This is a genomic window from Sphingomonas cellulosilytica (assembly GCF_052321755.1).
Taxonomy (GTDB): domain Bacteria; phylum Pseudomonadota; class Alphaproteobacteria; order Sphingomonadales; family Sphingomonadaceae; genus Sphingomonas.
Window position 1 is genome coordinate 17,038 of the sequence record NZ_JBQRTT010000011.1, and the last position, 24,926, is coordinate 41,963.

The 24,926-nt window shown below is 66.6% G+C and carries 15 protein-coding genes and 1 pseudogene; 12 read left to right on the plus strand and 4 right to left on the minus strand.

The window, feature by feature from the left end:
• Positions 1-29: 29 nt before the first annotated feature.
• A complete protein-coding gene (locus ACTZQ5_RS13565) occupies positions 30-2,963 on the minus strand; it encodes a TonB-dependent receptor (protein WP_443585675.1) in 2,934 nt (977 codons plus the stop codon).
• A 584-nt stretch (positions 2,964-3,547) separates the two neighbouring features.
• A pseudogene (locus ACTZQ5_RS13570) lies at positions 3,548-4,424 on the minus strand (transposase family protein); the annotation flags it as partial.
• Between the two features lie 312 nt (positions 4,425-4,736).
• Here ACTZQ5_RS13570 and ACTZQ5_RS13575 point away from each other — a divergent pair.
• The gene (locus tag ACTZQ5_RS13575; protein WP_443585676.1) at positions 4,737-6,512 is read left to right on the plus strand and encodes a glycoside hydrolase family 15 protein; all 1,776 of its coding nucleotides are present in this window, start codon (positions 4,737-4,739) and stop codon (positions 6,510-6,512) included.
• Between the two features lie 41 nt (positions 6,513-6,553).
• A complete protein-coding gene (locus tag ACTZQ5_RS13580) occupies positions 6,554-7,543 on the plus strand; it encodes an SDR family oxidoreductase (RefSeq protein ID WP_443585677.1) in 990 nt (329 codons plus the stop codon).
• Between the two features lie 127 nt (positions 7,544-7,670).
• Here the strand turns inward: ACTZQ5_RS13580 and ACTZQ5_RS13585 are convergent, their stop codons facing one another.
• Positions 7,671-8,978 (minus strand): peptide MFS transporter, encoded by a 1,308-nt coding sequence (locus ACTZQ5_RS13585; RefSeq protein ID WP_443585678.1) that lies wholly within the window; start codon positions 8,976-8,978, stop codon positions 7,671-7,673.
• A gap of 195 nt (positions 8,979-9,173) precedes the next feature.
• On the opposite strand from ACTZQ5_RS13585, the gene ACTZQ5_RS13590 reads away from it, so the two are divergent.
• From ACTZQ5_RS13590 to ACTZQ5_RS13635, 10 genes are all read left to right on the plus strand, one after another.
• Entirely contained in the window at positions 9,174-12,038 is a 2,865-nt protein-coding gene (locus tag ACTZQ5_RS13590; RefSeq protein ID WP_443585679.1) for a DUF5695 domain-containing protein, read from the plus strand.
• 260 nt (positions 12,039-12,298) lie between these two features.
• Positions 12,299-14,680: a beta-L-arabinofuranosidase domain-containing protein gene (locus tag ACTZQ5_RS13595; RefSeq protein ID WP_443585680.1), complete on the plus strand. Its 2,382-nt coding sequence runs from the start codon at positions 12,299-12,301 to the stop codon at positions 14,678-14,680.
• Positions 14,677-15,696: an Ldh family oxidoreductase gene (locus ACTZQ5_RS13600; protein ID WP_443585681.1), complete on the plus strand. Its 1,020-nt coding sequence runs from the start codon at positions 14,677-14,679 to the stop codon at positions 15,694-15,696. Before ACTZQ5_RS13595 ends, ACTZQ5_RS13600 begins: the two co-directional genes overlap by 4 nt.
• A 3-nt stretch (positions 15,697-15,699) precedes the next feature.
• A complete protein-coding gene (locus ACTZQ5_RS13605; RefSeq protein WP_443585682.1) occupies positions 15,700-17,469 on the plus strand; it encodes a DUF885 domain-containing protein in 1,770 nt (589 codons plus the stop codon).
• Positions 17,470-17,544: 75 nt separating this feature from the next.
• Positions 17,545-18,816, plus strand: a complete 1,272-nt coding sequence (locus ACTZQ5_RS13610; RefSeq protein WP_443585683.1) for an NAD(P)/FAD-dependent oxidoreductase — start codon at positions 17,545-17,547, stop codon at positions 18,814-18,816.
• Positions 18,813-19,988: a M24 family metallopeptidase gene (locus ACTZQ5_RS13615; protein WP_443585684.1), complete on the plus strand. Its 1,176-nt coding sequence runs from the start codon at positions 18,813-18,815 to the stop codon at positions 19,986-19,988. The genes ACTZQ5_RS13610 and ACTZQ5_RS13615 overlap by 4 nt, the downstream gene beginning before the upstream one ends.
• Positions 19,985-20,860 (plus strand): glycoside hydrolase, encoded by an 876-nt coding sequence (locus tag ACTZQ5_RS13620; protein WP_443585685.1) that lies wholly within the window; start codon positions 19,985-19,987, stop codon positions 20,858-20,860. The genes ACTZQ5_RS13615 and ACTZQ5_RS13620 overlap by 4 nt, the downstream gene beginning before the upstream one ends.
• A 102-nt stretch (positions 20,861-20,962) precedes the next feature.
• Entirely contained in the window at positions 20,963-21,877 is a 915-nt protein-coding gene (locus ACTZQ5_RS13625; protein ID WP_443585686.1) for a dihydrodipicolinate synthase family protein, read from the plus strand.
• 11 nt (positions 21,878-21,888) lie between these two features.
• Positions 21,889-22,887, plus strand: a complete 999-nt coding sequence (locus tag ACTZQ5_RS13630) for a 4-hydroxyproline epimerase (RefSeq protein ID WP_443585687.1) — start codon at positions 21,889-21,891, stop codon at positions 22,885-22,887.
• A 25-nt stretch (positions 22,888-22,912) separates the two neighbouring features.
• The gene (locus tag ACTZQ5_RS13635; protein ID WP_443585694.1) at positions 22,913-23,560 is read left to right on the plus strand and encodes a GntR family transcriptional regulator; all 648 of its coding nucleotides are present in this window, start codon (positions 22,913-22,915) and stop codon (positions 23,558-23,560) included.
• A gap of 96 nt (positions 23,561-23,656) precedes the next feature.
• On the opposite strand, the gene ACTZQ5_RS13640 is transcribed toward ACTZQ5_RS13635, so the two are convergent.
• Positions 23,657-24,606 (minus strand): IS630 family transposase gene (locus ACTZQ5_RS13640; RefSeq protein WP_443585688.1). Its coding sequence is split into 2 segments (ribosomal slippage): positions 23,657-24,267 and positions 24,267-24,606, totalling 951 coding nucleotides; the frame shifts between segments, so codons are not numbered across the junction.
• Between the last annotated feature and the right edge of the window lie 320 nt (positions 24,607-24,926).

Below are 24,926 nucleotides of genomic sequence, written 5' to 3' on the forward strand. Positions count from 1 at the left end.
TGCGCGGCACCGCGTGTACGGCCATGTCCTCAGAAGGTCCCGCGGACGCTGAGGGTGAAGGTGCGGCCGTCATAATCCGCCTGACGCGGGATGGCGGGCACCACCTGATACTGGATGCGCTTGGCGTCGAGCAGGTTGAAGGCATCGAGCGACAGCGAATAGCGTTCGGAGAATTTCAGCGACAGCGACGAATCGATCTGTCCACGCGGCGCGACGAAACTTGCCCCACCGGTAAAGCTGTTGCCGCCCACCAGCGAATATTGGTCGCGCCAGGTGTAGATCACGCGCAGGCCGATGAACGGACTTTCGTAATAGCCGATGATGTTGACGTTGTTCTTGGATACGCCGGGCAGCACGGCCTTGCTCCCGTCGGCGTTGGTGCCGGTGATGCTGGTATAGGAATAGTTCACCTGGCCGCCGAGATTGCGGAGGATGCCGGGCAGGAAGTCGAAGTTCTGCTGGGCGGTCACCTCCAGCCCGGTGACGGTGATCGGATTGGGCTGGTTGAAGCTGCCGCTTGCCGTGACGATCGCCGGCTGGCCGTTGACCAGCAGGTTGCTGTAGCAGGTGGTGCCGACGGTGGTGAGCTGCCCCAGCCCGAACTGGCTGGCATCCGCCGGGCAGAGCCGCGACAGCCGGGTTTCGGGCGAGATCAGGTTGCGGATCACCTTGCGATAGCCGGCGATGGCGAACAGGCCGCCGGGGCGGTTGTACCACTCCAGCGACAGGTCCTGCGACGTCGCCGAATAGGGCTTCAGGTCGTAGCCGCCGTACTGGATCGCATAGCCCGTGGAGTTGGTGCTGACGGTCGTCGCCGGAGTCAGGTTGCGCGGCTGCGGGCGGACGAACGCCTTGTAATAGGCACCGCGCAGGACGAGCGTGTCGGTGAGGTCGGCGGACAGATAGGCGGACGGCAGCCAGTTGCCGTAATCCTGGCGGAACTGCTGCGGCACGTAGACGACGCTGCCGTTCGGGCCGACCTGCTTCGACTGGGCGTTGATGAGCTGGCTGGTGTGTTCGTAGCGCACGCCGGCATAGCCGCTGAAGGCGATGCCGGCGATGGTGAAGGCGAGGTTCGCCTGTCCGTATCCGGCGGCGATGGTGTTGCGAACGGAGAAATTGTAGAGCGCGAAGGCGGCGTTGGTCGGATCGTTGATCCAGCCGGTCGGCGTCACCACGTCACCCGGTGCGGCGGTCACCGGCTGCAGGCGCGAGACGATGTAGGTGTAGTTGAGCTGCGGCCAGTTCGACAACGAGCCCGGCACGGAGCCGCCGAAGTAGGAGCCGGCATAGGGATTGCTGCCCAGGAAGCCGCCGTCGATGTTCTGCGTCTGCACGCCCTTGGCGCTCGTGCGATAGCCTTGCGAGGTATAGGTCGTCCGCTCGTAGCGGCCGCCGAGCACGATCGATTTCAGCAGCGCGACGCCGACGTCGCGCTCCACCTCGCCCTGCGCGGCGGTGAGGCGGTTGAGGCCGTAGCCCGAGCTGCCCGCGACGATCAGCTGGTCGCCGTTGGCCGCGATCTGCGTCGGCTGGTTGGCGGCGCTCCACGTCCAGGGACCCGCAGGGATCACCACGGCAGGATTGCGGGCAAGCGACAGCTGGTAGTCCCCGATCGAGGCGCCGCCCGAATTGAACACGCCGCTGACGCCGTTGCCGCCTGCCCTGGGCAGGTTGCGGATGTCGATCTGGGTTTGAACCGAATTGTTCTCGCCGCGCGAATTGGTGAGCGTGCCGGACACGCGCCAGCCGTCGTTCTTCCATTCGCCGGTGGCGATGCCGTCCCACATCTGTTCGAGCAGCGGCTCGGCGCGGACGGAATCGTTGACCTGCGCATTGGCATAGTTGACGCCCTGGACATAGGCGTTGCCATCCGCCTGCACGACCGGCGCCGTCGTCGGGCTGATGACCGCGAGGTTCGAGCGCATGTCGACCTCGAACAGATTGGTCATGTTGTTCTGGAGGTCGCGCTTGGTGAAGAAGCCCGTGACGCCGAAGCGCAGCGTCTCGGTCGGTGTCCATTCGGCGCCGGCGGCGGCGGTGAACAGGTCGCCTTCGTTGAACTTGACCGACTGGCGCTGGTCGGAGGCGAAGAGCACGCCCGTCGTCCCCTTCGCCCCGGTGCCGTTCGCCGCGCAGACCTTGCCCGACGGACAGCTGCCGTTGGCGTTGAGCGGCGAGTAATAATCGGCATATTGCGCGAAATTGGGCGTCGTCGTCGGCGACAGCGGCGAATAGGCGTTGAAGAAGATGGTGTCGCGGCGGAACCGTTCCTTCTTGTAGGCGACGACGCCGAAGACCGCGAGATTGTCGGTCAGATGCTTGTTGTAGCCGGCGGTGATCGCGGGGCTGCTGTATTTGCCGAGCGTATTGTATTCATCGGCGATCTTGAAGAAGCCGCCGTCCTTGCGGCCGAGCGCGGGCGCGATCTGCAGGTCGATGATGCCGGACAGGCCCCCAGCCTGATCGGTCGGCGCGATCGTCTTCTTGACGGCGATCGCCGAAAAGACATCGGCGTTGAACGCGCCGAGCGGCGTCGAACTGTCGAGGATCGGATCGGCGAAGGACTGGCCGTTGATCGTATAGCGGGCATAGGTCCCGGGCAGGCCGCGCAGGTTGATGGTGGCATCGCGCGACCCTGCCTCGCGGTTGATCTGCACGCCGGGTACCCGCTGCAATGCCTCGCCGACGTTGAGATCGGGGAAGCGGCCGAGGCCATCGGATGAGATGCTGTCGGAAATACCCTGATCGTTCCGCTTCATCCGCAACGCGTCGATATAGGATTTGCGGAAGCCGGTGACGACGATGTCGGGAGCCGTCTGATCGTCCTGCGACGCGGCGCTGCTATCGGTAACCGGTGTCACCGGCGCTGCCTGATCCGCCGCCGCGGTCTGAGCGAAAGCCGGCGACAGGCTGAGCGTCGACGCGCTGAGCATCAGCATGGCTTGCAGGGTTACCTTCATGGAAACATCCTCTCCTTTTCACGTCCTCGGGCATGCGCGGACAACTCCCGTATCCGTCTCATGCTGTGATAGTTGATATCACGATCTGGGAAGAACGCAATGTTATCCTATAAATCCTAAGATCATGGATTAGCTGGATTTTTACCGAGCGCGCCAGTTTCGGTCGGCAAACGTATGCCGGGCGGCGAGGATGCGGCTCCATGTGGCGCGAACGAGCGCATACGTTTGTCATACAGGATGGCGCGTGAAATGGCATGCCGTCGGGTGCGCAGCGGAGGCGCTAGGGCTGATCGACATCCAAGATGAGGGACCCTCCTTCATCCCCCCGCCAGGGGGAGGGCTATCGCATATGGGCTGTCTGATCCGGAGGGGTGTTCTTTAATCCTCCGTCGTGCCGGACTTGGTCCGGCATCCACCGTGCCGCACACCAAGACGCTATTAGTTTTGCAGCACGGTGGACCCCGGAACACGTCCGGGGTGACGAAGGATACTGGGATAGCATGCGCCTTCACCCGAGCCCAGCAGCCGTCCTGGCCATCTGTGATAGCCCTGCCCTGGCGGGGGAGGATTGAATGTCGATCGGTCCCAGGTGTTTGATGGTGCGGGTTTGATGTAAACCGAGCTGGCTCGTTGTGCCCTGTCTTGCAGATGGCGTCGCAGGGTGTGAGCCCTTCGAGGGTCGTGAGCCTGCGGCCGAAATCGTAGGGGGCGACGAAGTCGCCGAGGTGCTGCCGGCGTTGGTCGTGGCTGTCGTGATGGGAGCGCTTGACGGTGGCTTCCTTGATCGTCCTCACCCGCTCGACCTGTCCGTTGGTCCAGCGATGTTGCACCTTGGTCAGGCGGTGCTCGATGCCGTTCTGGTCACAGACGCGATTCGAAGATGTGATGGAATGCGTACGTGTCGCAGGCACGATTGGTGGACTGGATGCCCTCCCTTCGACTGCCTGCCTGCGGCAGTCGCTCAGGACGGGATCGTCGGTGTGAACGGTGTGGATGGTGTAAGGCACCGCTGCGACCAGGTTGCGCGGGAACCGGGCCGCGATCATCGTGCCAGCCTCTGGTGCAGTGCAACGAACGCGAACCTACTCGTCCGGTCGATCGCCACGAACAGGCGTAGCTTGCCCTCGGCGGTCTGAACCTCGGCGATGTCGATGTGGAAGTAACCGATCGGGCAGGTCTTGAACTCGCGGTTCGGCGCCTTGTCGCTGGTCACTTCGGGTAGCCGGCTGATATCATGGCGCTGGAGGCAACGGTGCAGCGACGATCGCGTCAGATGCGGGGGCGTCGCCTGTAGCGCGTAAATACAGTCGCCCAGCGGCAGCAGTGTATGACGACGAAGGCGATGATGACCGCCTCGTCCCGAATGCTCAGAACCGTCGAATGCGGGTCTTTAGGTCCGGTCTGCAAATCATTGACGGCGTTGCGTTTCTTTCATTTGGCGACGATCTTCTGGTTGATGCCGCGGTGCTGGCCAGCACCCTCAGTAGTGCATCCCTCCAGGCTTGCGCCGATGATGCATCAAAGTCCGGGATTGAACACACGCCTTCGCGCTGCGACTCCTTTTTTTACGAACCTTGCTTCCGTTTTGCCCAAGAGGCGTTCTGCGTGCGATGGAACGGTCGCCGACAACAGGGCCGACAACAGGAAAGCAGGGGCATTGCATGACGACTTCGGTACGCTCCACCACGACGACACCGATCACCGCATGATCCGCAGCGATCCGGCGCATGGCGACAACGTGGCGCGGCGCGCCTCGCCCGGGAACCCCGACGCATGACCTCGCCGATCGCAGACTACGCCGTGATCGGCGACGGCCGCACCGCCGCCTTCGTGTCCCGCAACGGCTCGATCGATTTCCTGTGCCTCCCCAGCTTCGACAGCGACGCCTGCTTCGCGGCGATGCTGGGCGACGCCGGCGATGGCTGCTGGCGGATCGCGCCGACCGGGTTCGTCCACACCGTGGAGCGTCGCTATCGCGGCGACACGCTGATCCTGGAAACCGATCACGCGACCGACACCGGCACGGTGCGCGTCACCGACTTCATGCCCTGGCATGACGGCGAGCCGATCATCGTGCGCATCGTCGAGGGGCTTGCCGGCGAGGTGGAGGTCGCCTCGCTGCTGCGTCCGCGGTTCGATTACGGCCGCGTGGCGCCGTGGATGCACGCCGCCGACAATGCGATACTGGCGGATGCCGGGCCGCACCAACTGGTGCTCCACGCCCCCTGCCCCGCCGCCATCGCCGACGGCCAGGCGCGCGCGACCCTGCAGGTGAAGCGCGGCGAACGCCACGCCTTCTCCCTCGCCTACGCACCGTCGCATGAAGCGCCGCCGAAGAAGCCCGGCGCGACCCGCCTGCTGCGCGCCACCGACAAGGCCTGGACCGACTGGATCGGCCGCTTCGATGCGCCCGATCGCTGGGCGGCCCCGCTGCGCCGCTCGCTGCTGACGCTGAAGGCGCTGATCGACCGGCGCACCGGCGGGCTGGTCGCCGCCGCGTCGATGGGGCTGCCCGAGGTGCCGGGCGGGGCGATGAACTGGGACTATCGCTATTGCTGGCTGCGCGACGCCACTTTCACGCTGACCGCGCTGCTCAACGCCGGCTTCCGGGACGAGGCGGTGCGCTGGCGCGACTGGATCCTGCGCGCCATCGCCGGCGATCCCGCCGACATGCGCATCATGTACCGCATCGACGGTGGTCGCCGGCTCGACGAATATGAGGCCGGCTGGCTCTCCGGTCACGCAGGCGCCCGCCCGGTGCTGGTCGGCAACGCCGCCTCCGGCCAGACGCAGCTCGACGTCTATGGCGAACTGATCGACAGCTTCCACGTCGCCGCGCGCGCCGGCGTCGAACGAACGCCGCGCGACATGGCGGTGGAGATCGCGCTGATCGAGCATCTGGAAGGCGCTTGGGACACGCCCGGGGCGGACATCTGGGAAAGCCGCGGCGATCCGGGCTGCTACACCTATTCGCAGGCGATGGCCTGGGTCGGCATCAACCATTTCGTGGAAAGCGACGCGCTGCGCGCCGCGGCGGGCGACGAACTGGTCGGCCGGATGCGGGCCTTACGCGGGCAGATCCACGACACCGTCTGCGCGCGCGGATATTCCGCAAGCCGCGGGCATTTCGTACAGCGCTACGATGGCGACGCGCTCGACGCCTCGCTGCTGCTCCTGCCGCTGGTCGGTTTCCTGCCGGCCGACGACCCCCGCATCGCCGGCACGATCGCCGCCGTCGAACGCGAGCTGATGGACGGTGGCCTGGTACGGCGCAAGGCGGCGCGCGGCGACGGGCATGACGAGGGCGCATTCCTCGCCTGCTCCTGCTGGCTCGCCGACTGCATGGCGATGCAGGGCCGGCGGGACGAGGCGGCGACCATGCTCGACCGGGTGATCGGCCTCTCCAACGACGTCGGCCTGCTCAGCGAGGAATTCCACGTGCCGACGCGCCGCCTGATCGGCAACCTGCCGCAGGCGCTGACCCATCTCGGCGTCGTCAACACCGGCCTGTTCCTGTCGCGTCCGGTGGTGCAGCGCGGCGCCGCCTAGGCCGTCGAAATCTCGATCACGGAATCCATCAGGAGTATAACATGGGCAAAGTCGTCGTCGTCACCGGAGCCGGTGCAGGAGTGGGCCGGGCCACCGCCGAGAAATTCGCCAGCGAAGGCTATGACGTCGCCTTGTTGTCGCGCGACCCCGGCCGCCTGGATCGCGCGGCGGCGGAACTGCGTCGCCACGGCGTGCGGGCGTTGCCGATCCCGACCGACGTCGCCGATGCCGCGGCGGTCGAGGCGGCGGCCGATCGGACCGAGCGCGAACTCGGCCCGATCGACGTGTGGGTGAATGTCGCCATGGCGACCGTCTTCTCGCCGGTGTCCGAACTGACCGCGGACGAGGTGGAGCGCGGCACCAAGGTCACCTATTTGGGTCAGGTCCACGGGATGATGAGCGCGCTCAAGCGGATGCGCACGCGCCGCGGCACGATCGTCAACGTCGGCTCGGCGCTCGCCTATCGATCGGTGCCGCTGCAATCGGTCTATTGCGGTGCCAAGGCCGCCATCCGCGGCTTCACCGATTCCCTCCGGTCGGAGATCATCCACGACAAGATCGACGTCCACCTGACCGTGGTCGATCTGCCTGCGGTCAACACCCCGCAATTCGACTGGGCGCTCAACAAGATGGGGCGCAAGGCAAGGCCGGTCGCGCCGATCTACGAACCCGAAGTGCCCGCCCGCGCGATCTATTTCGCCGCCACCCACAAGCGCCGCGAACTGTGGCTCGGCTTCTCTAGCATCAAGGCGATCCTCGCGACCCGCATCGCCCCGGGCCTCGCCGACCGCTATCTGGCGAAGGCGGGCTATTCCGGGCAGTTGACCGACGATCCCAGGCCTGCCGACGCGCCTTCCAACCTGTTCGATCCGGTCCCCGGCGATTACGGCGCCCACGGCCGCTTCGACGACACGTCGCGCCGCCACAGCATCCAGTTCTTCACCGATCGCCACAAGCTGGCGTTCATCGGCGTCGCGACCGCCGGCCTCGCCTTCCTGACCCACCGCGCCGCCAAACGCCTCGGCGTGTAGCGCATCGAGTGGTCAACGCGATTCACCCTGTTCTCCGTTGCCCTGAGCCCGTCGAAGGGCTTGGGCCAAACGGATCAGGGTCAAAGCTCGACGCTGTAGCCGCGATGCCCAGCACCAGATGCCGCCCTCACCCCGCCGGCTCCGCCGCGGCCAGCAGCCGCGTGATCGGCCGCGCCGCGGCGACCGCCAGCAGCCAACCGGCCGCGGCGATCCCGGCGTTCACCGCCCAGAAGGTCGGCGCCCCCCAGCGTTCATAGGCACTGCCGAGCGCCCCGATCAGCAGCCCGGCGACGAACAGGCTGAGGAACACGCAGCCGATCATCGTCGCCGCGATCCGCGGCGGCGCTCCCCGCGACACCAGCGCCAGCAGCGTCGGCCAGTAATGCAGGAACGCGATGCCGAGCAGCACCTCATAGGCGATCGGCCAGCCGATCGACACGCCGCCGCGCGCGCTGCCGGCGGCCAGCAGCACCAGGTTCGCGGCCGCGGTGAGCGCCGCGCCGGTGGCGATCCGCCCCATCTCGCTGCCCTTGCGCCACCGCCACCAGAGCGCGAGCACCGGCACGAACGCGATGCTGGCGATCGGGTCGCACGCGCTGAACCAGCCCACCGGTACGCGAAACCCGCCAAGGTCGAGGTCGACGTGGCCGGCGATCCAGACGAGGCCGATGTTGCCGTTCTGCAGATAGGCGACCGACTGGAACACGGTGATCGCGATCACGGCGACCAGCACGCCGACGGTGCGCCAGTCACCCGCCGTCACCGGCCCCAGCCGCACCGCGCGTGGCGGATCGGGCGGCAGGTGACGATAGCCGGCGAGATAGGTGGCAAGGCCGCACAGCATCATCGCGCCCGCGGTGGCAAAGCCCCAATGCCAGCCGAAGCGATCGGCCAGCCACGCGATCAGCAGCGGCCCCAGCACCGCGCCCGCGTTGATCGCCATGGAAAAGATCGCGAACCCCTGCGTCCGCCCCGCCGCGTCGTCGCGCGGGTACAGGGCGCCGACCTGCGTCGAGATATTGCCTTTCAACAGGCCGCAGCCGACGATCAGCAGCAGCAGCGCCAGCAGGAACGTGCCGTCGAACGCCATGGCGATGTGGCCGCCGCTCATCAGCGTCGCGCCCGCCAGCACCGCGGGGCGCCGCCCGGTCCAGCGATCCGCGACCAGCCCGCCCAACACGGGGGTGAAATAGATCAGGCCGGCGTACAGCCCATAGACCTGCGAGGCGAGCGCCAGCGGCGACAGCGGGCCGTACAGCGCCTCCAGCCAGCCGCGGACGACGCCTAGCCCCGCGACATCGCCGATCCGACCGGGCTGGAACAGCGCCTGGTTCATGTAGAGCACCAGCACCGCGCTCATCCCGTAATAGGAAAACCGCTCCCACGCCTCGGTGAACGCCAGGAACAGCAAGGCCCGGCGCCGGTCGTGCCGCACCTCCATGCCATCGATGCGCGCGCGGCTATGAATGACGGTTCCCTCCCCCTGAACGGCATCGCTACCGTCTTCGGCGCGGCCCGGTCAGGGAGCCGCCCCGTGCCGAGCACCGCGCCGAAGACGACATTGCGATGGCCGGTTACCCCCCGGCCCGGCCGCCTTGACACATATCGTATATTATATGATCGTCAAACCATGATCTTCTCCCGCTTCGCGCCGCCGGCCCGGCACCGCCCCGCCCCGCCGACCACCGCCGCTCGCCCCGACAGGCTGCGGCGTACCGCGGCGTCGCGCCCCCGCCTCGTCATGCTGGCCTCGGCGGCGGCGCTGGCCGCCCTGCCGCTCGCGCCGGATGCGCAGACGCGCGCCAAGCCACCCTCCACCGCACCGGATCTGGCGACGATCCCGACGATCGACGTCACCGCGGGCAAGCTGCGCGCGGCCCTGCGCCGCGACACCCAGACGCTGGCCAAGCTGTCGCCCGCCGGCGAACCGCAGTTCAGCTTCGTTCCGACATGGCGCGAAGTCGAGCGGAGCGGCGACGGCTACAACCACATCGGCGATCTCCACCTGCGGCTCCGCACCGCCGCTGCCGCCCCCGGTACCGCTCCCGGTGCCTGGCAGGACTTCGCCTCGCAGCACATCCGCGCGCCGATCGTGCCGCTGGCCGGCGGCGGGCGGACGCTTGCCGCGGCGGACATCACCGCCAGCATGGGCAAGGGCATACCGCTGAAGGTGGTGCGGCGCTGGGTGGACGATCGCGGCGCACTCGGCCTGCGCTTCGCCCTCACCAACACCTCTTCGGTGCCGGTGGAGATCGGCGCGCTCGGCATGCCGATGGTGTTCGACAACATCATTTCGGGCCGCAACCTCGACCAGGCGCACGCCCAGGCCAGCTTCATCGATCCCTATATCGGCCGCGATGCCGGCTATCTGCAGGTGACGCGGCTCAGCGGCACGCGCTCTGCCCTGCTGGTCGTCCCCGCGGGCAAGAGCCCGCTCGAAGCCTATGTCCCGCTCAAGAATCCGGGCGAGGCGGCGCCCGGCGCGATCTTTACCGACAAGAGTCCGCGCGGCCAGACCTCCGAGGGGTTCTACGACTGGACCGTCCATTCGGCCGGGTTCGCGGACCGCGAATGGAGCAAGGCGGGGGAACAGTGGAACGTGCCCACCAGCCGTACCCTCGCCCCCGGCCAGACGATGGAGGTCGGCGTCCGCCTGTTCGAGGCGCCGAGCATCCGTGCGATCGAATCGACACTGATCGCCGACGGGCGCCCGGTCGCGGTCGGGCTTCCGGGCTATGTCGTGCCCACCGATCAGGTCGCCTCGCTGTTCGTCAAGGCGCCGAGCGCGATCACCGGGATCGAGAGTTCCCCCGCATCGGCGCTCACCGCGACGCGCGCCGGCACGGTCAAGGGCTGGACGAAGCTGTCGATCCGCTCGCATGGCTTCGGCCAGGCGCGCCTCACCCTGCGCTATGCCAATGGCGATCGACAGACCGTCAGCTATTTCATCACCAAGCCGCTCGAACAGACGATGGCCGATCTCGGCCGGTTTTCCACCACGGCGCAATGGTTCGAGGGCAAGGGCGATCCGTTCGGCCGCACGCCGGCGATCCTCACCTACGACAACGAGGCGAAGAAGATCGTCGACGTCGAACCGCGCGTATGGATCGCGGGGATGAGCGACGAAGGCGGCGCGGGCAGCTGGGTCGCGGCAGCGATGAAACAGCTCGACAATCCCACGCCGGCGGAGGTCGCGAAGCTGGAACGGGTGATCGACGGCAGCGTCGTCGGCAATCTTCAGGTGAAGGATGGTCCCCACGCCGGCGGCGTCAAGAAGAGCCTGTTCTATTATGCGCCGGCCAAGTTCCCGGGCGCTTACGATGCTTTTCCGGCCGACAAGTGGAAAACCTGGACGTCGTGGAACGAGAAACAGGCGGCGGATCTCGGCCGCGCCTATAATTATCCCCATGTCGCGATCGGGCATTGGGTGCTCTATCGCACCGCGCGCAATCATCCGGGGCTCGTCACCCATCACGACTGGCGCTGGTATCTGGATCACGCCTACCAGACCGCGGTCGCGATGATGCGCGATGCGCCGCAATATACCGAATTCGGCCTGATGGAGGGCGACGTCTACGTCGATATCCTGAAGGACCTGCAACGCGAGGGGATGACGCAGCAGGCCGCCGAGATGGAGCGGCTGATGAAGCGCCGCGCCGACCATTGGCGGACGCTGAAATATCCCTTCGGGTCGGAAATGGCGTGGGATTCGACCGGCCAGGCCGAGGTGTACGCCTGGATGCGCTATTTCGGCTACCAGCCGCAGGCGGACATCACGCGCGAGGTGATCCTGGGCTATGATCCGACGATGCCCAGCTGGGGATATAACGGCAACGCCCGGCGCTATTGGGATTTCCTCTACGGCGGCAAATACCCCCGCATCGAACGGCAGATCCATCATTATGGCTCGACGCTCAACGCCGTGCCCCTGCTCGATGCGTTCCGTGCCGATCCGTCCGATCTCCACCTGCTGCGCGTCGGCTATGGGGGCATGATGGGCGGCATCACCAATATCGATCGGAAGGGCTTCTCGTCCGCGGCGTTCCACAGCTGGCCGGACGTGATGGCCTGGGATCCGTATTCGGGCGATTACGGCATGGGCTTCTACGGCCATGCGATGGGCGCAGGCACCTATCTGGTGAACCATCCGACGTTCGGCTGGGTCGGCTTCGGCGGCGAAGCGGTGGCGCGCGGCGCCACCGTATCGATCGCGCCCAGGGACGGTGCGCGCTCGCGCCTGTTCATCGCCCCGGCCCGCGTGTGGATCACGCTGGAGGCGGGCAAGATCGCCTCGGCCAGCTACGCCCCGGCGAGCGGCCGCATCACGCTGCGGCTCGATCCGGCGACCGCTACGACACCGGACGCCCGCCTGTTCGCCGAGCGGACGGGTGGCGATGCGCAAACGCTGGCGGTGTCGCGGGGCAAGCGCGAACGCGGCGGCTACACCATCCCGCTGTCATCACAGCCGACGGAGGTCACCATCGCGACCCGCTAGGCCCTTCATGAAGATGGTCGTCCGATGCAGGCGCCGTGTCCCGTACGCTTGCCTGATCGGTGTCGAAGCACGGCAGCACGATCATTCGGCCAGCGCTGCGCCTACGTTCGCAAATGGATCATGATATTAAAAGCAATCGGTTAAACGACTCCACCTCGTAATGATACGTATAAATAGGAGGTAGACGATTCACCGGTGGATGGAGACATTAGCGCTATTCACCCGGAATCTACGAATATATCGCATATCAGGAGAGCGTCGTGTTGCTTGCGCGTAGGGACTTGCTGGCGGGGGTGTGCGCCTCTGCCGTCGTATCGGCCACGATCGCCAGGGCGGCACCGGCCGCCGGGGCCGGCAAATCGATCCGTGCCACGGCGCTGCCGCTCGCCGCCGTGCGCCTGCGCCCCTCGGAATTCGCGACGGCGGTGGAGCGCAACCGCGCCTATCTCTACCGGCTCAGCCCCGATCGCTTCCTGCACAATTTCCGCAAATATGCCGGCCTGGAGCCGAAGGCGCCGATCTATGGCGGGTGGGAGAGCGATACGATCGCCGGCCATTGCCTGGGCCATTATCTCAGCGCGCTCGCGCTGATGTACGAACAGACCGGCGATCCCGAGATGCGCCGCCGCGCCGACTATATCGTCGACGAGCTTGCCGAGGTGCAGGCAAAGCGCGGCACCGGCTATGTCGGCGCGCTCGGGCGCAAGCTGCCCGATGGCAAGATCGTGGATGGCGAGCCGATCTTCCCCGAGATCATGAAGGGCGAGATCAAGTCGGGCGGCTTCGACCTCAACGGCTCCTGGTCGCCGCTCTACAACATCCACAAGACCTTCGCCGGCCTGCTCGACGTGCACGCCGCATGGCGCAATCCCAAGGCGCTGAAGGTCGTCGAGGGCCTCGGCAGCTATTTCGAACGCATGTTCGCCGCGCTGACGCCGGAACAGGTGCAGACAGTGCTGCACTGCGAATATGGTGGCCTCAACGATAGTTATGCCGACATGTACGCGCGGACCGGCAACGCCCGCTGGCTGCGCATGGCGGACCTCATCTACGACAATCGCGTGCTCGACCCGCTGGAGCGGCAGCAGGACAAGCTCGCCAATTTCCACGCCAATACGCAGGTGCCAAAGCTGATCGGCCTCGCCCGGATCAACGAGGTCAAGCGCGGCGGCGATGCGCCCAAGGCGACCGCGGCCCGCTTCTTCTGGGATGCCGTCACCCGCGATCACAGCTACGTCATCGGCGGCAATGCCGATCGCGAATATTTCTCCGCACCCGACACGATCGCCGCCCATATCAGCGAACAGACGTGCGAACATTGCAACACCTACAACATGCTGAAGCTGACCCGGCATCTGTGGTCCTGGCAGCCCGACGGCGCCCTGTTCGACTATTACGAACGCGCCTTGCTCAACCACACCATGGCGGCGCAGGATCCGGCGACCGGCGGCTTCACCTACATGACGCCCCTGCTCAGCGGCACGCTGCGCAATTTCTCTACGGTCAACGACGATGCCTTCTGGTGCTGCGTCGGCACGGGAATGGAGGCGCATGCCAAGCATGGCGAGGCGATCTTCGCACAGGGCGATGACGGCACGCTGTTCGTCAACCTCTACATCCCCGCCGATGCCCGCTGGGATGCGCGCCGCGCTGCGCTGCGCCTGGACACCGGCTATCCTTATACGCCCACGTCCACCCTCACGTTCGATGCGGTGCGCGGCGGGCGGTTCCCGGTCGCGTTGCGCGTGCCGGGATGGGCCGCGGGCCGGGCGACCGTCACCGTCAACGATGCAACCGTGACGCCGCAGGTCGCCAATGGCTATGCGATCGTCGACCGCACATGGCGTAAGGGCGATCGCGTCGCCATCAGCCTGCCGCTCGACCTTCGCGTGGAAGGCGCGCCGGGCGACAAGGAGACGATCTCCGTGCTGCGCGGGCCGCTGGTGATGGCCGCCGATCTGGGCGGCGCGGATCAGCGATGGGATCGTGCCGACCCGGCGCTGGTCGGCGCGACGGTGCTCGCCGGATTCAGCCCCCGCGATGCCGCCACCGCCACCTATGCCACCAACGGCGTGGTGCGGCCGCAGAACCTCGATTTCGTGCCCTTCTATCGCCAGTATCGGCGGCGCAGCGCCGTCTATTTCAAACATTTCAGCGATGCCGACTGGGCGGCGCAGGAGGCGGCCTACAATGCCGAACAGGAGCAGATGCGCGACATCGCCGCGCGATCGGTGGACGTCATGCACCTGGGCGAAATGCAGCCGGAGCGCGACCACCATCTGACCAGCGAGACGTCCTGGCCGGTATCCTATCGCGGGCGCCAGGGGCGCGAGGCGCGCTCGGGCGGCTACATGCAGTTCGACATGGCGGTGAAGCCTGGCCAGATGATCCTGCAGGCGACCTATTGGGGTGGCGAGCGCGCCCGCGATTTCGACATTCTGGTCGACAACGTGAAGGTCGGCACGCAGCACCTCGACCAGAACAAGCCGGGGCAGTTCTTCTCCGTCGACTATCCGCTGCCGGAGGCTCTGACGCGCGGCAAATCGAGCGTCCGCGTCCGCTTCCTGCCCCATAACAACAACACCGCCGGCCCGGTCTTCGGCGTGCGGATGTATGCCGCCAAGCCCGGTTCCGTCGCGTGAACGACGCGCCGGGCGTACGCCTGACACTGGACGAGGTTCGCGCGCTCGCCTTCACCACGCTGCGGCTGGTCGGACTGGCGCCGGCGCATGCCGATGCGGTCGCCGACACGATGGTCGCCGGCGAGCGCGACGGATGTGCCAGCCACGGCATCTATCGCCTGCTGGTCGCCGCCGCCAGCATCCGTGCCGGCACGGTGGCGGTGGATGCCCGACCGGTGGTGAGCGATCCCGCGCCCGCACTGGTGCGGGTGGATGGCGGCGGCGGCTTTGCACAACTCGCCTTCGCCCGCGGGCTACCGCATCTTGTCGACAAGGCGCGCGCCCACGGCATCGCCGCGCTGGCGCTGACCGATGTCGTCCATTTCGCGGCGCTGTGGCCGGAGGTGGAGGCGGTGGCGGCGCACGGCCTCGTCGCGCTGGCGATGACGCCCAGCCATGCATGGGTCGCCCCCGCAGGTGGCACGCGACCGGTGTTCGGCACCAATCCGATCGCCTTCGGCTGGCCGCGTCCGGACGGTCCCCCCTTCGTCTTCGACTTCGCGACCAGCGCCGTTGCCCGCGGCGAGATCGAGTTGCACCGCCGCGCGGGCACGCCGGTGCCCGACGATTGGGGCTATGACGCGAGCGGGTGCGCGACCACGGATGCTGCGGCGATACTCGACGGTGCGATGCGGACCTTCGGTGGCCACAAGGGGTCAGCCTTGGCGACCATGGTGGAACTGCTCGCCGGCCCGCTGATCGGCGATCTCACCAGCGCGGAATCGCTGGCGCGCGATGGCGGCCGCGGTGGCTCGCCGCTCGGTGGCGAGTTGATCGTCGCGATCGATCCGGCGGGTTTCCTGGGCGCGGCGGCGGCGGTGCATCTGCGCCGGGCCGAGGCGGTGTTCGACGGCATCGCGCGGCAGGGCGCGCGGTTGCCTTCCGCACGGCGCCATGCCGCGCGGGCGCGCAGCCTGCGCGACGGCGTGGTGATCCCGGCGGCGCTCCACGCCGATATCCTGCGCATCGGCGGCTGAGGCATGTCCACGTTCCGCATCCTCGTCTGCCTGACCGCCGTGGTCGCCGGGTCCGCGCCTGCGCGTGCCCTCCCTTCCGCGCGATCGGCGAGCGCGCGGGCCGATGCGCGCCTGACCGCGCTCTACACCGCCGAATATGCCTGGCGGCAGCGCGTGCAGGCGCCGGAGGAGGATAGCAAGCGGCCGGAGGCGGGCCTGCCCGACGTCGGTGCCGCCATGCAGGCGGCCAAGCGGGCGCGCTGGGCGCGGACGCTCGCCGCGCTCGACGCGATCCGTCCCGCCGACCTCTCGCGCGCGAGCCAGGTGAACTATGCCGTCTATCGCGCCCAGATCGCCGCCCTGCTCGATGAACAGCGCTTCCGCGACTATGAGATGCCGCTGACGTCCGACACCAGCTTCTGGGGCGACGTGGCGGAGCTGGCGCGCGGCCGTTTCGTCCGCGAAGGCGATTATCGCTCTTACCTCGCCATGCTGCGCGACCTGCCGCGCTACTTCGATCAGAACATCGCCAACATGCGCGCCGGGCTGGCCCGCGGCTTCACGCCGGCGCAGGTGACGCTCGCCGGCCGCGACATCGGCGTCGCACAGGTGGTGGCGGCGGGCGACGGCGATGCCTCGCCATTCTACGCTCCGTTCAAGCGCTTTCCTGCAGCGATGCCCCCGGCGGTGTGCGATGCGTTGCGGCAGCAGGCCCGCGCGCTGATCCGCGATGGCGTCGTGCCGGCGCACCGGCGGCTGCTCGCCTTCCTGCGCGATACCTATATCCCCGGTGCGCGCCGGACGATCGCCGCCGCCGACCTGCCCGATGGGCGGGCCTATTACCGGTCCAAGATCCGGGCGTTCACGACCGAGGACAGGACGGCCGAACAGATCCACGCCATCGGGCTGGCGGAGGTGGCCCGGATCCGCGGCCGGATGGAGGCGGTGATGCGCGACACCGGCTTTGCCGGCGATCTGCCCGCCTTCCTCGCGTTCCTGCGCACCGATCCGCGCTTCTACGCCCGGACGCCGCAGGACCTGCTCGATCGCGCCGCATGGATCGCCAAGACCTTCGATGGCAAGGCGGCGACCTGGTTCGGCCACCTGCCCCGCGCGCGCTTCGCGATCCGGCCGGTACCGCCCGAACTCGCCCCATTCTACACCGCCGGCCGAGGCGGTCCCGGAATCTACCTAGTAAACACCCAAGCCCTCCCCTCCCGCCCGCTTTATTCGCTGGCCGCGCTGACGTTGCACGAAACCGCTCCGGGCCATGCCTTCCAGATGCCGCTTGCTGCCGAGAACAACGAGTTACCGCCGTTCCGCCGCAACACATACCTGTCCGTCTACGGCGAAGGATGGGCGCTTTATTGCGAAGCGCTGGGGGAAGAGATGGGGATGTACGGTACGCCGTACGAGCTGTTCGGCATGCTCTCCTATCAGGCATGGCGGGCATCGCGGCTGGTGGTGGACACCGGTATCCACACACTGGGCTGGAGCCGAGCGCGCGCACAAGCCTATTTGCGCGGCAACACTGCGCTGCCCGACCATGAGATCGAAACGGAGGTCGACCGTTACATCGCTTGGCCAGGGCAGGCGCTAAGCTATTACACCGGCGAACTCGCCTTCCAGTCCGCACGGACGCGAGCGGAGCGGGCATTGCGCGCGCGCTTCAACATCCGCGCGTTCCACGATGCAATGCTGGAACTGGGATCGGTGCCGGTGTCGGAGATCCTACGACGTTCCGATCGGCTGATCGCCGAGGGCGGCAGAGGACCTTATCCAGACGAGGAATGATGCCGGGATGCGATCGGACGGGAGTGCCGTCGCGAGTATCGATACGGCGTGAGTGGGAGGGTGACGCGGGGGGACATGCAGGATGCGGGACGGCCAGTGAGGACGATCGTCATTGGCGGAGGCGTAATCGGCCTGTCCTGTGCGGTGCGGCTTGCCCAGGCCGGGCGGCAGGTCACGCTGATGGAGGCGGACGGCGGATCATCGGCGCCATCATGGAACAACGCCGGGCACATCGCGGTGGAACAGGTCGCACCGCTTGCGTCGCTGGCCAATCTGCGCGCGCTGCCACGCCGCCACAGGCTGCTGGGCGGGCCTCTCGACCTGCCGCTGCGTCAGCTCGGCACCTGGCTGCCTTTTGCGCTGCGGTTCGTCGCAGCGGCGCGCCCGGCACGTTTTCGGGCCGGCCAAGCCGCATTGCGGGATCTGCTCGCCGAGGCGATGCCGGCATGGCAGCGGCTGGCTGCGCTTCTCGACACAGAGAATCTGGTCCGGCAGGACGGGCACGTGATCCACTGGGACACCGCAGCCTCGGCCGATCGCGGCCACACCGCCTGGACGCGGGCGGATACCGGCACCGCCTGTTTCGTCAAACCGACGATGCAGGATCGTATGCTGTTGGAGACGCTGACTGGTGAAGACGTGTTCGCCACCCGGTCCGCCCGCTTCACCGGCAGCGGCCATATCGACGATCTCGACGCGCTTGCATGCGCGCTGCGCCGCCGTCTGGTCGCGCTCGGCGGGATCATCCTCACCGAGCGGGCGGTCTTGGCCACACGAGGAGCACTCGCCGCCGTCGATGGCCACGATGCAGATGATATCCTCATCACCGCCGGCATCGACAGCAGCACGCTGCTCCGCCCGCTCGGGCACCGCGTGCCGCTGATCGCCGAACGCGGCTATCACATCCGCGCTGCCGCCGACGATTGGCCGAGAGACGCGCCGCCAGTCGTGTTCGAAGATCGCTCGATGATCGTCACGCGCTTCGCCGATTGCGTACAGGCATCGAGTTTCGTCGAGCTCGCCGCGGCCGATGCGCCGCCCGATCCGCGCAAGTGGGCGCGGCTGGAGGAGCATGTGCGCGCGCTTCGGCTGCCGATGACGCCTCCGTTCACCCGCTGGATGGGTGCCCGCCCGACGCTGCCCGATTATTTACCGGCACTCGGCAGTTCGCAACGCGCGAAGAACCTCTTCTACGCCTTCGGCCACCAGCATCTCGGACTGACGCTGGCAGCGGTCACGGCTGAACGGATGACGACCCTGATGAGCCAGAAGCGTGCGGCAGCACCGCCGTCCTTTGATCTTACCCCTTTCGACCTCGCACGGTTCGACCGGAGCATGAGGCGATGATCGGCGGTTCGCAAGCTGAGCACGAACTGGCCACCATGCATCCCTGGGAAACACCGGCGGCCCCTATCGCCGCGGCGGAACGCGCCGCGCGCATCGCAGCGGCGCGTGACCGGTTGGACGCGATCGGCGCCGATGCACTGCTGGTCCACGCCGGACCCAGCCTGCGGTACTTCACGGGCATTCCGTGGTCGCCCACCGAGCGGCTGGTCGCCTTGCTGCTGCCCTGCAACGGTTCGCCGCTGATCGTCTGCCCGCATTTCGAGCTCGGCTCGCTTGTCGCCAGTCTGCAGCTGCCGATGGATGTGGTGAGCTGGGAGGAAGACGATGATCCACTCGCGCTGGTGATCGGCGCACTGCCGCCTGCTGCGGTCCTCGCAGTCGATCCGCTGTTGCCCTTCGCTTGGGGATCTACAATCGCCAATCAGCGTCGCACGGTGAATGCGGCGCCGTTGATCGATGGCCTGCGCGCACGCAAGTCCGCGGCAGAGCTTGCACTGATGACGCAAGCCAAGGCCATGACGCTGGAGGTTCAGCGACGCGCCGCGCGCATCCTCACGCCCGGCATCCGCGCCAGCACGGTGCGCCGGTTCATCGACGATGCGCATCGCGCGCTCGGCGCTCCCGGATCTACCTTTTGCGCGGTCCAGTTCGGACGCGCCACCGCCTTCCCGCACGGTCTGCCCGGTGATCAGCAATTGGCCGCAGATGAGCTGGTGCTGGTCGACACCGGCTGTGTCGTCGATGGCTATCATTCCGACATTACCCGTACCTATGCCTTCGGCAAGGTGGACGAGGCGGTGCACACGATCTGGGAGGTCGAGCAGGCGGCACAAGCGGCGGCATTCGCGGCAGTACGACCAGGCGTGCCCTGCGCCGCGATCGACGCTGCCGCGCGCGACGTGCTGGTGCGTGCGGGACTGGGGCCCGGTTATTCTCTGCCCGGCCTGCCGCATCGCACCGGCCATGGTATCGGCCTGTCCATCCACGAACCACCCTATCTGGTCCGCGGTGATGCCACCCCGCTCGCACTGGGGATGTGCTTCTCGAGTGAACCCATGATCGTCGTGCCCGATCGCTTCGGCGTGCGGCTCGAGGATCATTTTCACGTCATTACCGACGGCGCACGATGGTTCACGCCGCCACAATCCTCACTGGAGAACCCCTTTCCATGAGCCGCACGTTCCCATCCCTGGTTTTTGCTATGCTGCTTGGAACGGCCGGTTGCGCGCCACCACCGCCACCAATCGGTGCTCCGCCGCCGGGGCTTGCACCCTTTTATGCCAAATCGCTGGATGCGGAAGGCATCCCGATCAGCGGATCGGCCATCGTTCCGGACGAAGCGCTGACCCGCGCCTGGCGGATCGTGGATGGAATGCTCAAGAAGCGCCCGGATCTGCGGAGGGAACTTGTCACAAAGGGGCAGCGCGTCGTCGTCATGGCGCCAAACGAAGGCACGGTAGATTTGCCGGAACAAAGCCATTGGAAGAAGCCGACCCGGGATGATCCGCGGCTCACCGTATGCGAGCGCAAGCATTATGACGAACGCATCGGTCGCCTTAGCGACCGTGACTATTGGAACAGCCGGGCCCGCGGCATGGGCGGCTTGTTGACGAGCGGTGCAGCGGAAAACTTGCTGGCCACCCCGCAGACCCGCTATTACGGCGAGAATATCCTCGTTCACGAATTCTCACACGCGATCCTGCGCGGTGTGGAAACCGCTGACCCCGTGCTTTTCCAGGAGGTCGTTCGTGCCTATCAGGATGCTCACCGGAAGGGTCTTTGGCGTGGGGAATATGGCGACACATCCGTCCAGGAATATTGGGCTGAAGGCACGCAGTTTTGGTTTGAGTCCAACAAGCTGGTGGTGATCAACGGGCACCGGATCCTGTCTGCCAAGGATTTGATCGCATACGATCCTGCCCTCGCCCACGCGCTGGAGCAAGTCTATGGCAAAAGGCACCGCCTGCGCGGCGACGCCTATTGGCGCCATCCCGCACGCGTTCCTTCGGGGCCCCCACCTGTGAGCACGGCAGAGGTGTGCTGATAGCCGCTCCACCTTTCGTTGAAGCCATGGGTCAGCAACTCGATTGCCTCGACGATCCTCGTAATGTATACGATATCGGAAATTCGGTGGGGACTATTCGAGATGACGGTAAACTGGTGCGGCGTTTTCCCGGCTGTCACGACACAAATAGCCGAGGACCAGTCGATCGATCTTCCTGGGACGCAACGCGTCGTGGACCAGTTGATCCGTGATGGTATCAACGGCGTGATCGCATTGGGAACAGTCGGCGAAAACAATTCCCTGGATGCCGATGAAAAGATTATGATCCTTTCCGCGATCGTGGAGGCGGTGAATGGCCGCGTGCCCGTGATCACCGGCGTATCGGAATATGATACGCGCCGGGCCGCGCACCATGCCCGGGCTGCAGAGACAGCGGGTGCGGACGGGCTCATGCTGCTCCCGCCGATGGTCTACGTTCCCAAAGCGCACGAGCTCGTGAAGCACTTCCGCGGTGTAGCCCAACATACGGGCTTGCCGATCATGCTGTACAACAACCCCCCCGCCTATCGCGCGATGATCGACGACACCGTGCTGGGCGCGCTGACCGACGTCGACACCATCGTCGCGCTGAAGGAGTCCGCGCCGGACACGCGGCGCTTCACCGATATTCGCAATGTATTCGGTGACCGATACGCGCTGTTCGCCGGGCTTGATGACGTGGCGCTTGAGGGGATGTACCTTGGTGCCCAGGGTTGGGTATCCGGCCTCACCAACGCCTTTCCTCGGGAATCGGTCGAGCTGGTTGCAGCGTTCCAGCGGGGTGACCATGCACGAGCGATGGCGATCTATCGCTGGTTCATGCCGCTGCTCCATCTCGACGCCGAACATGACTTGGTCCAGACGATCAAGTTGGCCGAGCAGGTGATGGGTCGCGGATCGGAGCGCGTGCTTCCGCCCCGATACGTGCTGGACGGGGAACGGCGCGCGGAGGTGATTGCGATGGTCGAGCATGCTGCTGCCACCCGTCCGGCGCTTGATGTCGTCCGCGCAGCCTGAAAGGTCTGAGCGTGCGACACACTTTCTTCTGCATCGATGGGCATACCGCCGGTAACCCCGTCCGCCTCATCGCAGGAGGGGCGCCGCTGCTGAAAGGCGCGTCCATGTCAGAGCGTCGCCAGGATTTCCTCAAGCGGTTCGACTGGATCCGCACCGGCCTCTGCCTGGAGCCACGGGGTCATGACATGATGTCCGGCGGCTTCCTCTACCCGCCGACGGTTGCGGAGGCCGATGTCGGCCTGCTGTTCATCGAAACGTCCGGCTGCTTGCCGATGTGCGGCCACGGCACCATCGGCATGGTGACGTTCGCGCTGGAACATGGCCTCATCCAGCCGGTTACGCCCGGCAGCCTGACAGTGGAGGTGCCCGCCGGCCTTCTTCAAATCGGATACGAGATGCAGGATGGCCGCGTCGCCGCAGTCCGCATCGTCAACGTGCCGTCCTATGTGGCGGCAACTGGGATTCGCATCGACGTACCCGGACTGGGGCCGCTCTCCGTCGATGTGTCCTATGGCGGCAACTACTATGCGATCGTCGAGCCGCAGGGTGGATATGTCGGTTTGGACGCTCTTGGGGTGGATGCACTGATCCGGTTCAGCCGATCGGTGCGCGAGCAGGTACGCGCCGCCGTCCAGCCCGTGCATCCGCTCGATGAGACAATCCGCGGCGTCAGCCATGTGCTGTGGGCCGACGCGCCGCGTGCCGCCGACGCGCACGGGCGCAATGCCGTCTTCTACGGCGACAAGGCGATCGACCGCTCGCCCTGCGGCACGGGCACATCCGCCCGGCTTGCCCATCTGGTCGCGCTGGGCCGGCTGAGCATTGGCGACCGGTTCGTGCACGAAAGCTATATCGGCAGCCGCTTCACCGGTCGCGTGGAACGCGCAACCCGGGTGGGCGGCGTGGATGCGATCATACCATCGATCGAGGGATCGGCGATAACTACCGGCTTCAACACGATATGGATCGATCAAACCGATCATTTCTGGCATGGCTTCCAAGTCACATGACCACGCGGTCGACAAGGGGGCGCAGGTGAGCATTGTCGTCAGAACTCTGTCGGAGCGGGTCTTCGACATCGTGCGCGAACAGATCGTCAGCGGACAGCTTGGTTCTCAGGCGCCGATCCGGCAGGATGCGCTCGCTGCCGAACTCGGGGTAAGCAAGATCCCGGTGCGTGAGGCGCTGGCGCGGCTGGAACAGGAAGGACTGCTGACCAGCCACGCCAACCGCGGCTTTTTCGTGCAGCCTATGTCCGCGATCCAGGCCGAAGAAATTTATGCGCTGCGCTTGGCGATCGAGCCGGCTGCGGCGGCTTATGCCGCGACGCAGGCCGACGACGACGCCCGGGCGATGGCGGTCGCCGCCTTTGAACGGCTTGATCGCGCGGCGGCGACGAACCTTGCCGAAGTCGCCGTCCGCAACCGCGACTTTCACGTTGCATTGGTCCGCCCGGGCGGCCGACTTCTGACGACCCAGCTCGTCGAACGGCTGTCTGTTCTAGCGGAGCGTTACGTCGTTGCGCACCTGCAACCCTCAGGCCGCGGATCGCGTGCGCACGAGGAACATAGCGCGCTGCTCGCCGCCTTCCTCGACCGCAATGGTGCACAGCTTGACGCCCTGCTAGCGCGCCACATCGGCGCGACCCTCGATGATCTGAAGGTGCAGTTCGCCGCGCTATAGTGTTTCCCCACGAGCCCGCCCTGTCATCGTCCCGAAAGCTTCATCGCAACGCCATGCCGTAATCGGCGAATTCTCTCGCATTAGAGCGGATTCCTATCAGTCCGGGTCATAGCCGCAGGAGCTGAAGTAGTTGGCGCATTCCTGTGGTTGGAACAGGTCAACCAATCTGCCGATAAGGGACCACAGCCCGGACACGGTGCGCTCGCCGGCCCTGCGCAGCATAGCCTTGAGGCGGGCAAACGCCTTCTCGATCGGGTTGAAGTCGGGGCTGTAGGGCGGGAGGAACATGAGGCGGGCGCCGACGGCCTCGATAGCCTCGCGGACGCTGGCACGCTTGTGGCTGGACAGGTTGTCCATGATCACCACGTCGCCGCGTCGGAGGTCGGGCACGAGGACCTGTCGGACGTAGGCCTCGAACCAGTCGCCTTTGATCGGGCCGTCGAGCACCATCGGCGCGACCATGCCGGTCATGCGCAGGCCTGCAACCAGCGTGGTCGTCTTGCGATGGCCGTGTGGGTAGCCCATCCGCAGCCGCTCGCCCCGCCGGCAGCGGCCGTGGCTGCGCGTCATGTTGGTCGCCGTCCAGGTCTCGTCGATGAACACCAGCCGCGTAGGGTCGAGGTCGAGCTGGCCATCGAACAAGTCCTCGCGCGCACTCAGGACGTCGGCGCGGTCCTGCTCGACCGCGTGCCCGGTCTTTTTTTGCGCGTGATGCCGTGTCGGGCGAAGAAACGGTGCAGCGTCGAGATCGCCACCGTCACGCCCGCCTTGCCCAATTCGCGACGCAACTCGTCCAGCGCGATGTCGCGCCGTGCTTCGTGGAGCGCCAGCACCGTCTCCCGATGCGCCTCGATCCGCCGCGACCGCGTGTCCCCACCCTGCGGCCTGGCGGCATAGCCGCCCGTGCTACGGCGCTGGTCGTGCCACCGGATCACCGTCGCGGCCGCCACACCGAACCGCACCGCCGCAGCCCGGCAACTCATCCCCTCGTCAACCGCGGCCAGCGCCCGCGACCGCAGATCCATCGACAACGGCTTGCCATCCATGCCGGCCTCCATCCAGCCAGCACTGTGAGTCAGATCAGCGCGTCCGTGTGAATCCCCCCTTCGACTTAGGTTGGCCGGAAACGCTCTAGCCGCGGCGATCAAGCGGACGGATGGGTGAACCGGCCGCACTGAGGCAGCCTGCCAAACCGACGCCCGGAGCGCGTCTCCCCATCGGTCACCGTATGACGGTGAGCCGCGTAGATGTTCGAACTGATGACCCAGTGCACGAAGCCGCTGCGCGGCAGTGGTGTTGGCGGTGAGATAGCGCGTCAGCGCTGAGGTTTGGCCCTGCAGCAGCGGAGGCGGACGATGGGGTTCCT

Bases quoted from the DNA above. Each gene is read 5' to 3' on its own strand.
- ACTZQ5_RS13565 (WP_443585675.1), bottom strand. From the start codon at position 2,963: ATGAAGGTAACCCTGCAAGCCATGCTGATGCTCAGCGCGTCGACGCTC.
- ACTZQ5_RS13575 (WP_443585676.1), top strand. From the start codon at position 4,737: ATGACCTCGCCGATCGCAGACTACGCCGTGATCGGCGACGGCCGCACC.
- ACTZQ5_RS13580 (WP_443585677.1), top strand. From the start codon at position 6,554: ATGGGCAAAGTCGTCGTCGTCACCGGAGCCGGTGCAGGAGTGGGCCGG.
- ACTZQ5_RS13590 (WP_443585679.1), top strand. From the start codon at position 9,174: ATGATCTTCTCCCGCTTCGCGCCGCCGGCCCGGCACCGCCCCGCCCCG.
- ACTZQ5_RS13605 (WP_443585682.1), top strand. From the start codon at position 15,700: ATGTCCACGTTCCGCATCCTCGTCTGCCTGACCGCCGTGGTCGCCGGG.
- ACTZQ5_RS13610 (WP_443585683.1), top strand. From the start codon at position 17,545: ATGCAGGATGCGGGACGGCCAGTGAGGACGATCGTCATTGGCGGAGGC.
- ACTZQ5_RS13615 (WP_443585684.1), top strand. From the start codon at position 18,813: ATGATCGGCGGTTCGCAAGCTGAGCACGAACTGGCCACCATGCATCCC.
- ACTZQ5_RS13620 (WP_443585685.1), top strand. From the start codon at position 19,985: ATGAGCCGCACGTTCCCATCCCTGGTTTTTGCTATGCTGCTTGGAACG.
- ACTZQ5_RS13625 (WP_443585686.1), top strand. From the start codon at position 20,963: ATGACGGTAAACTGGTGCGGCGTTTTCCCGGCTGTCACGACACAAATA.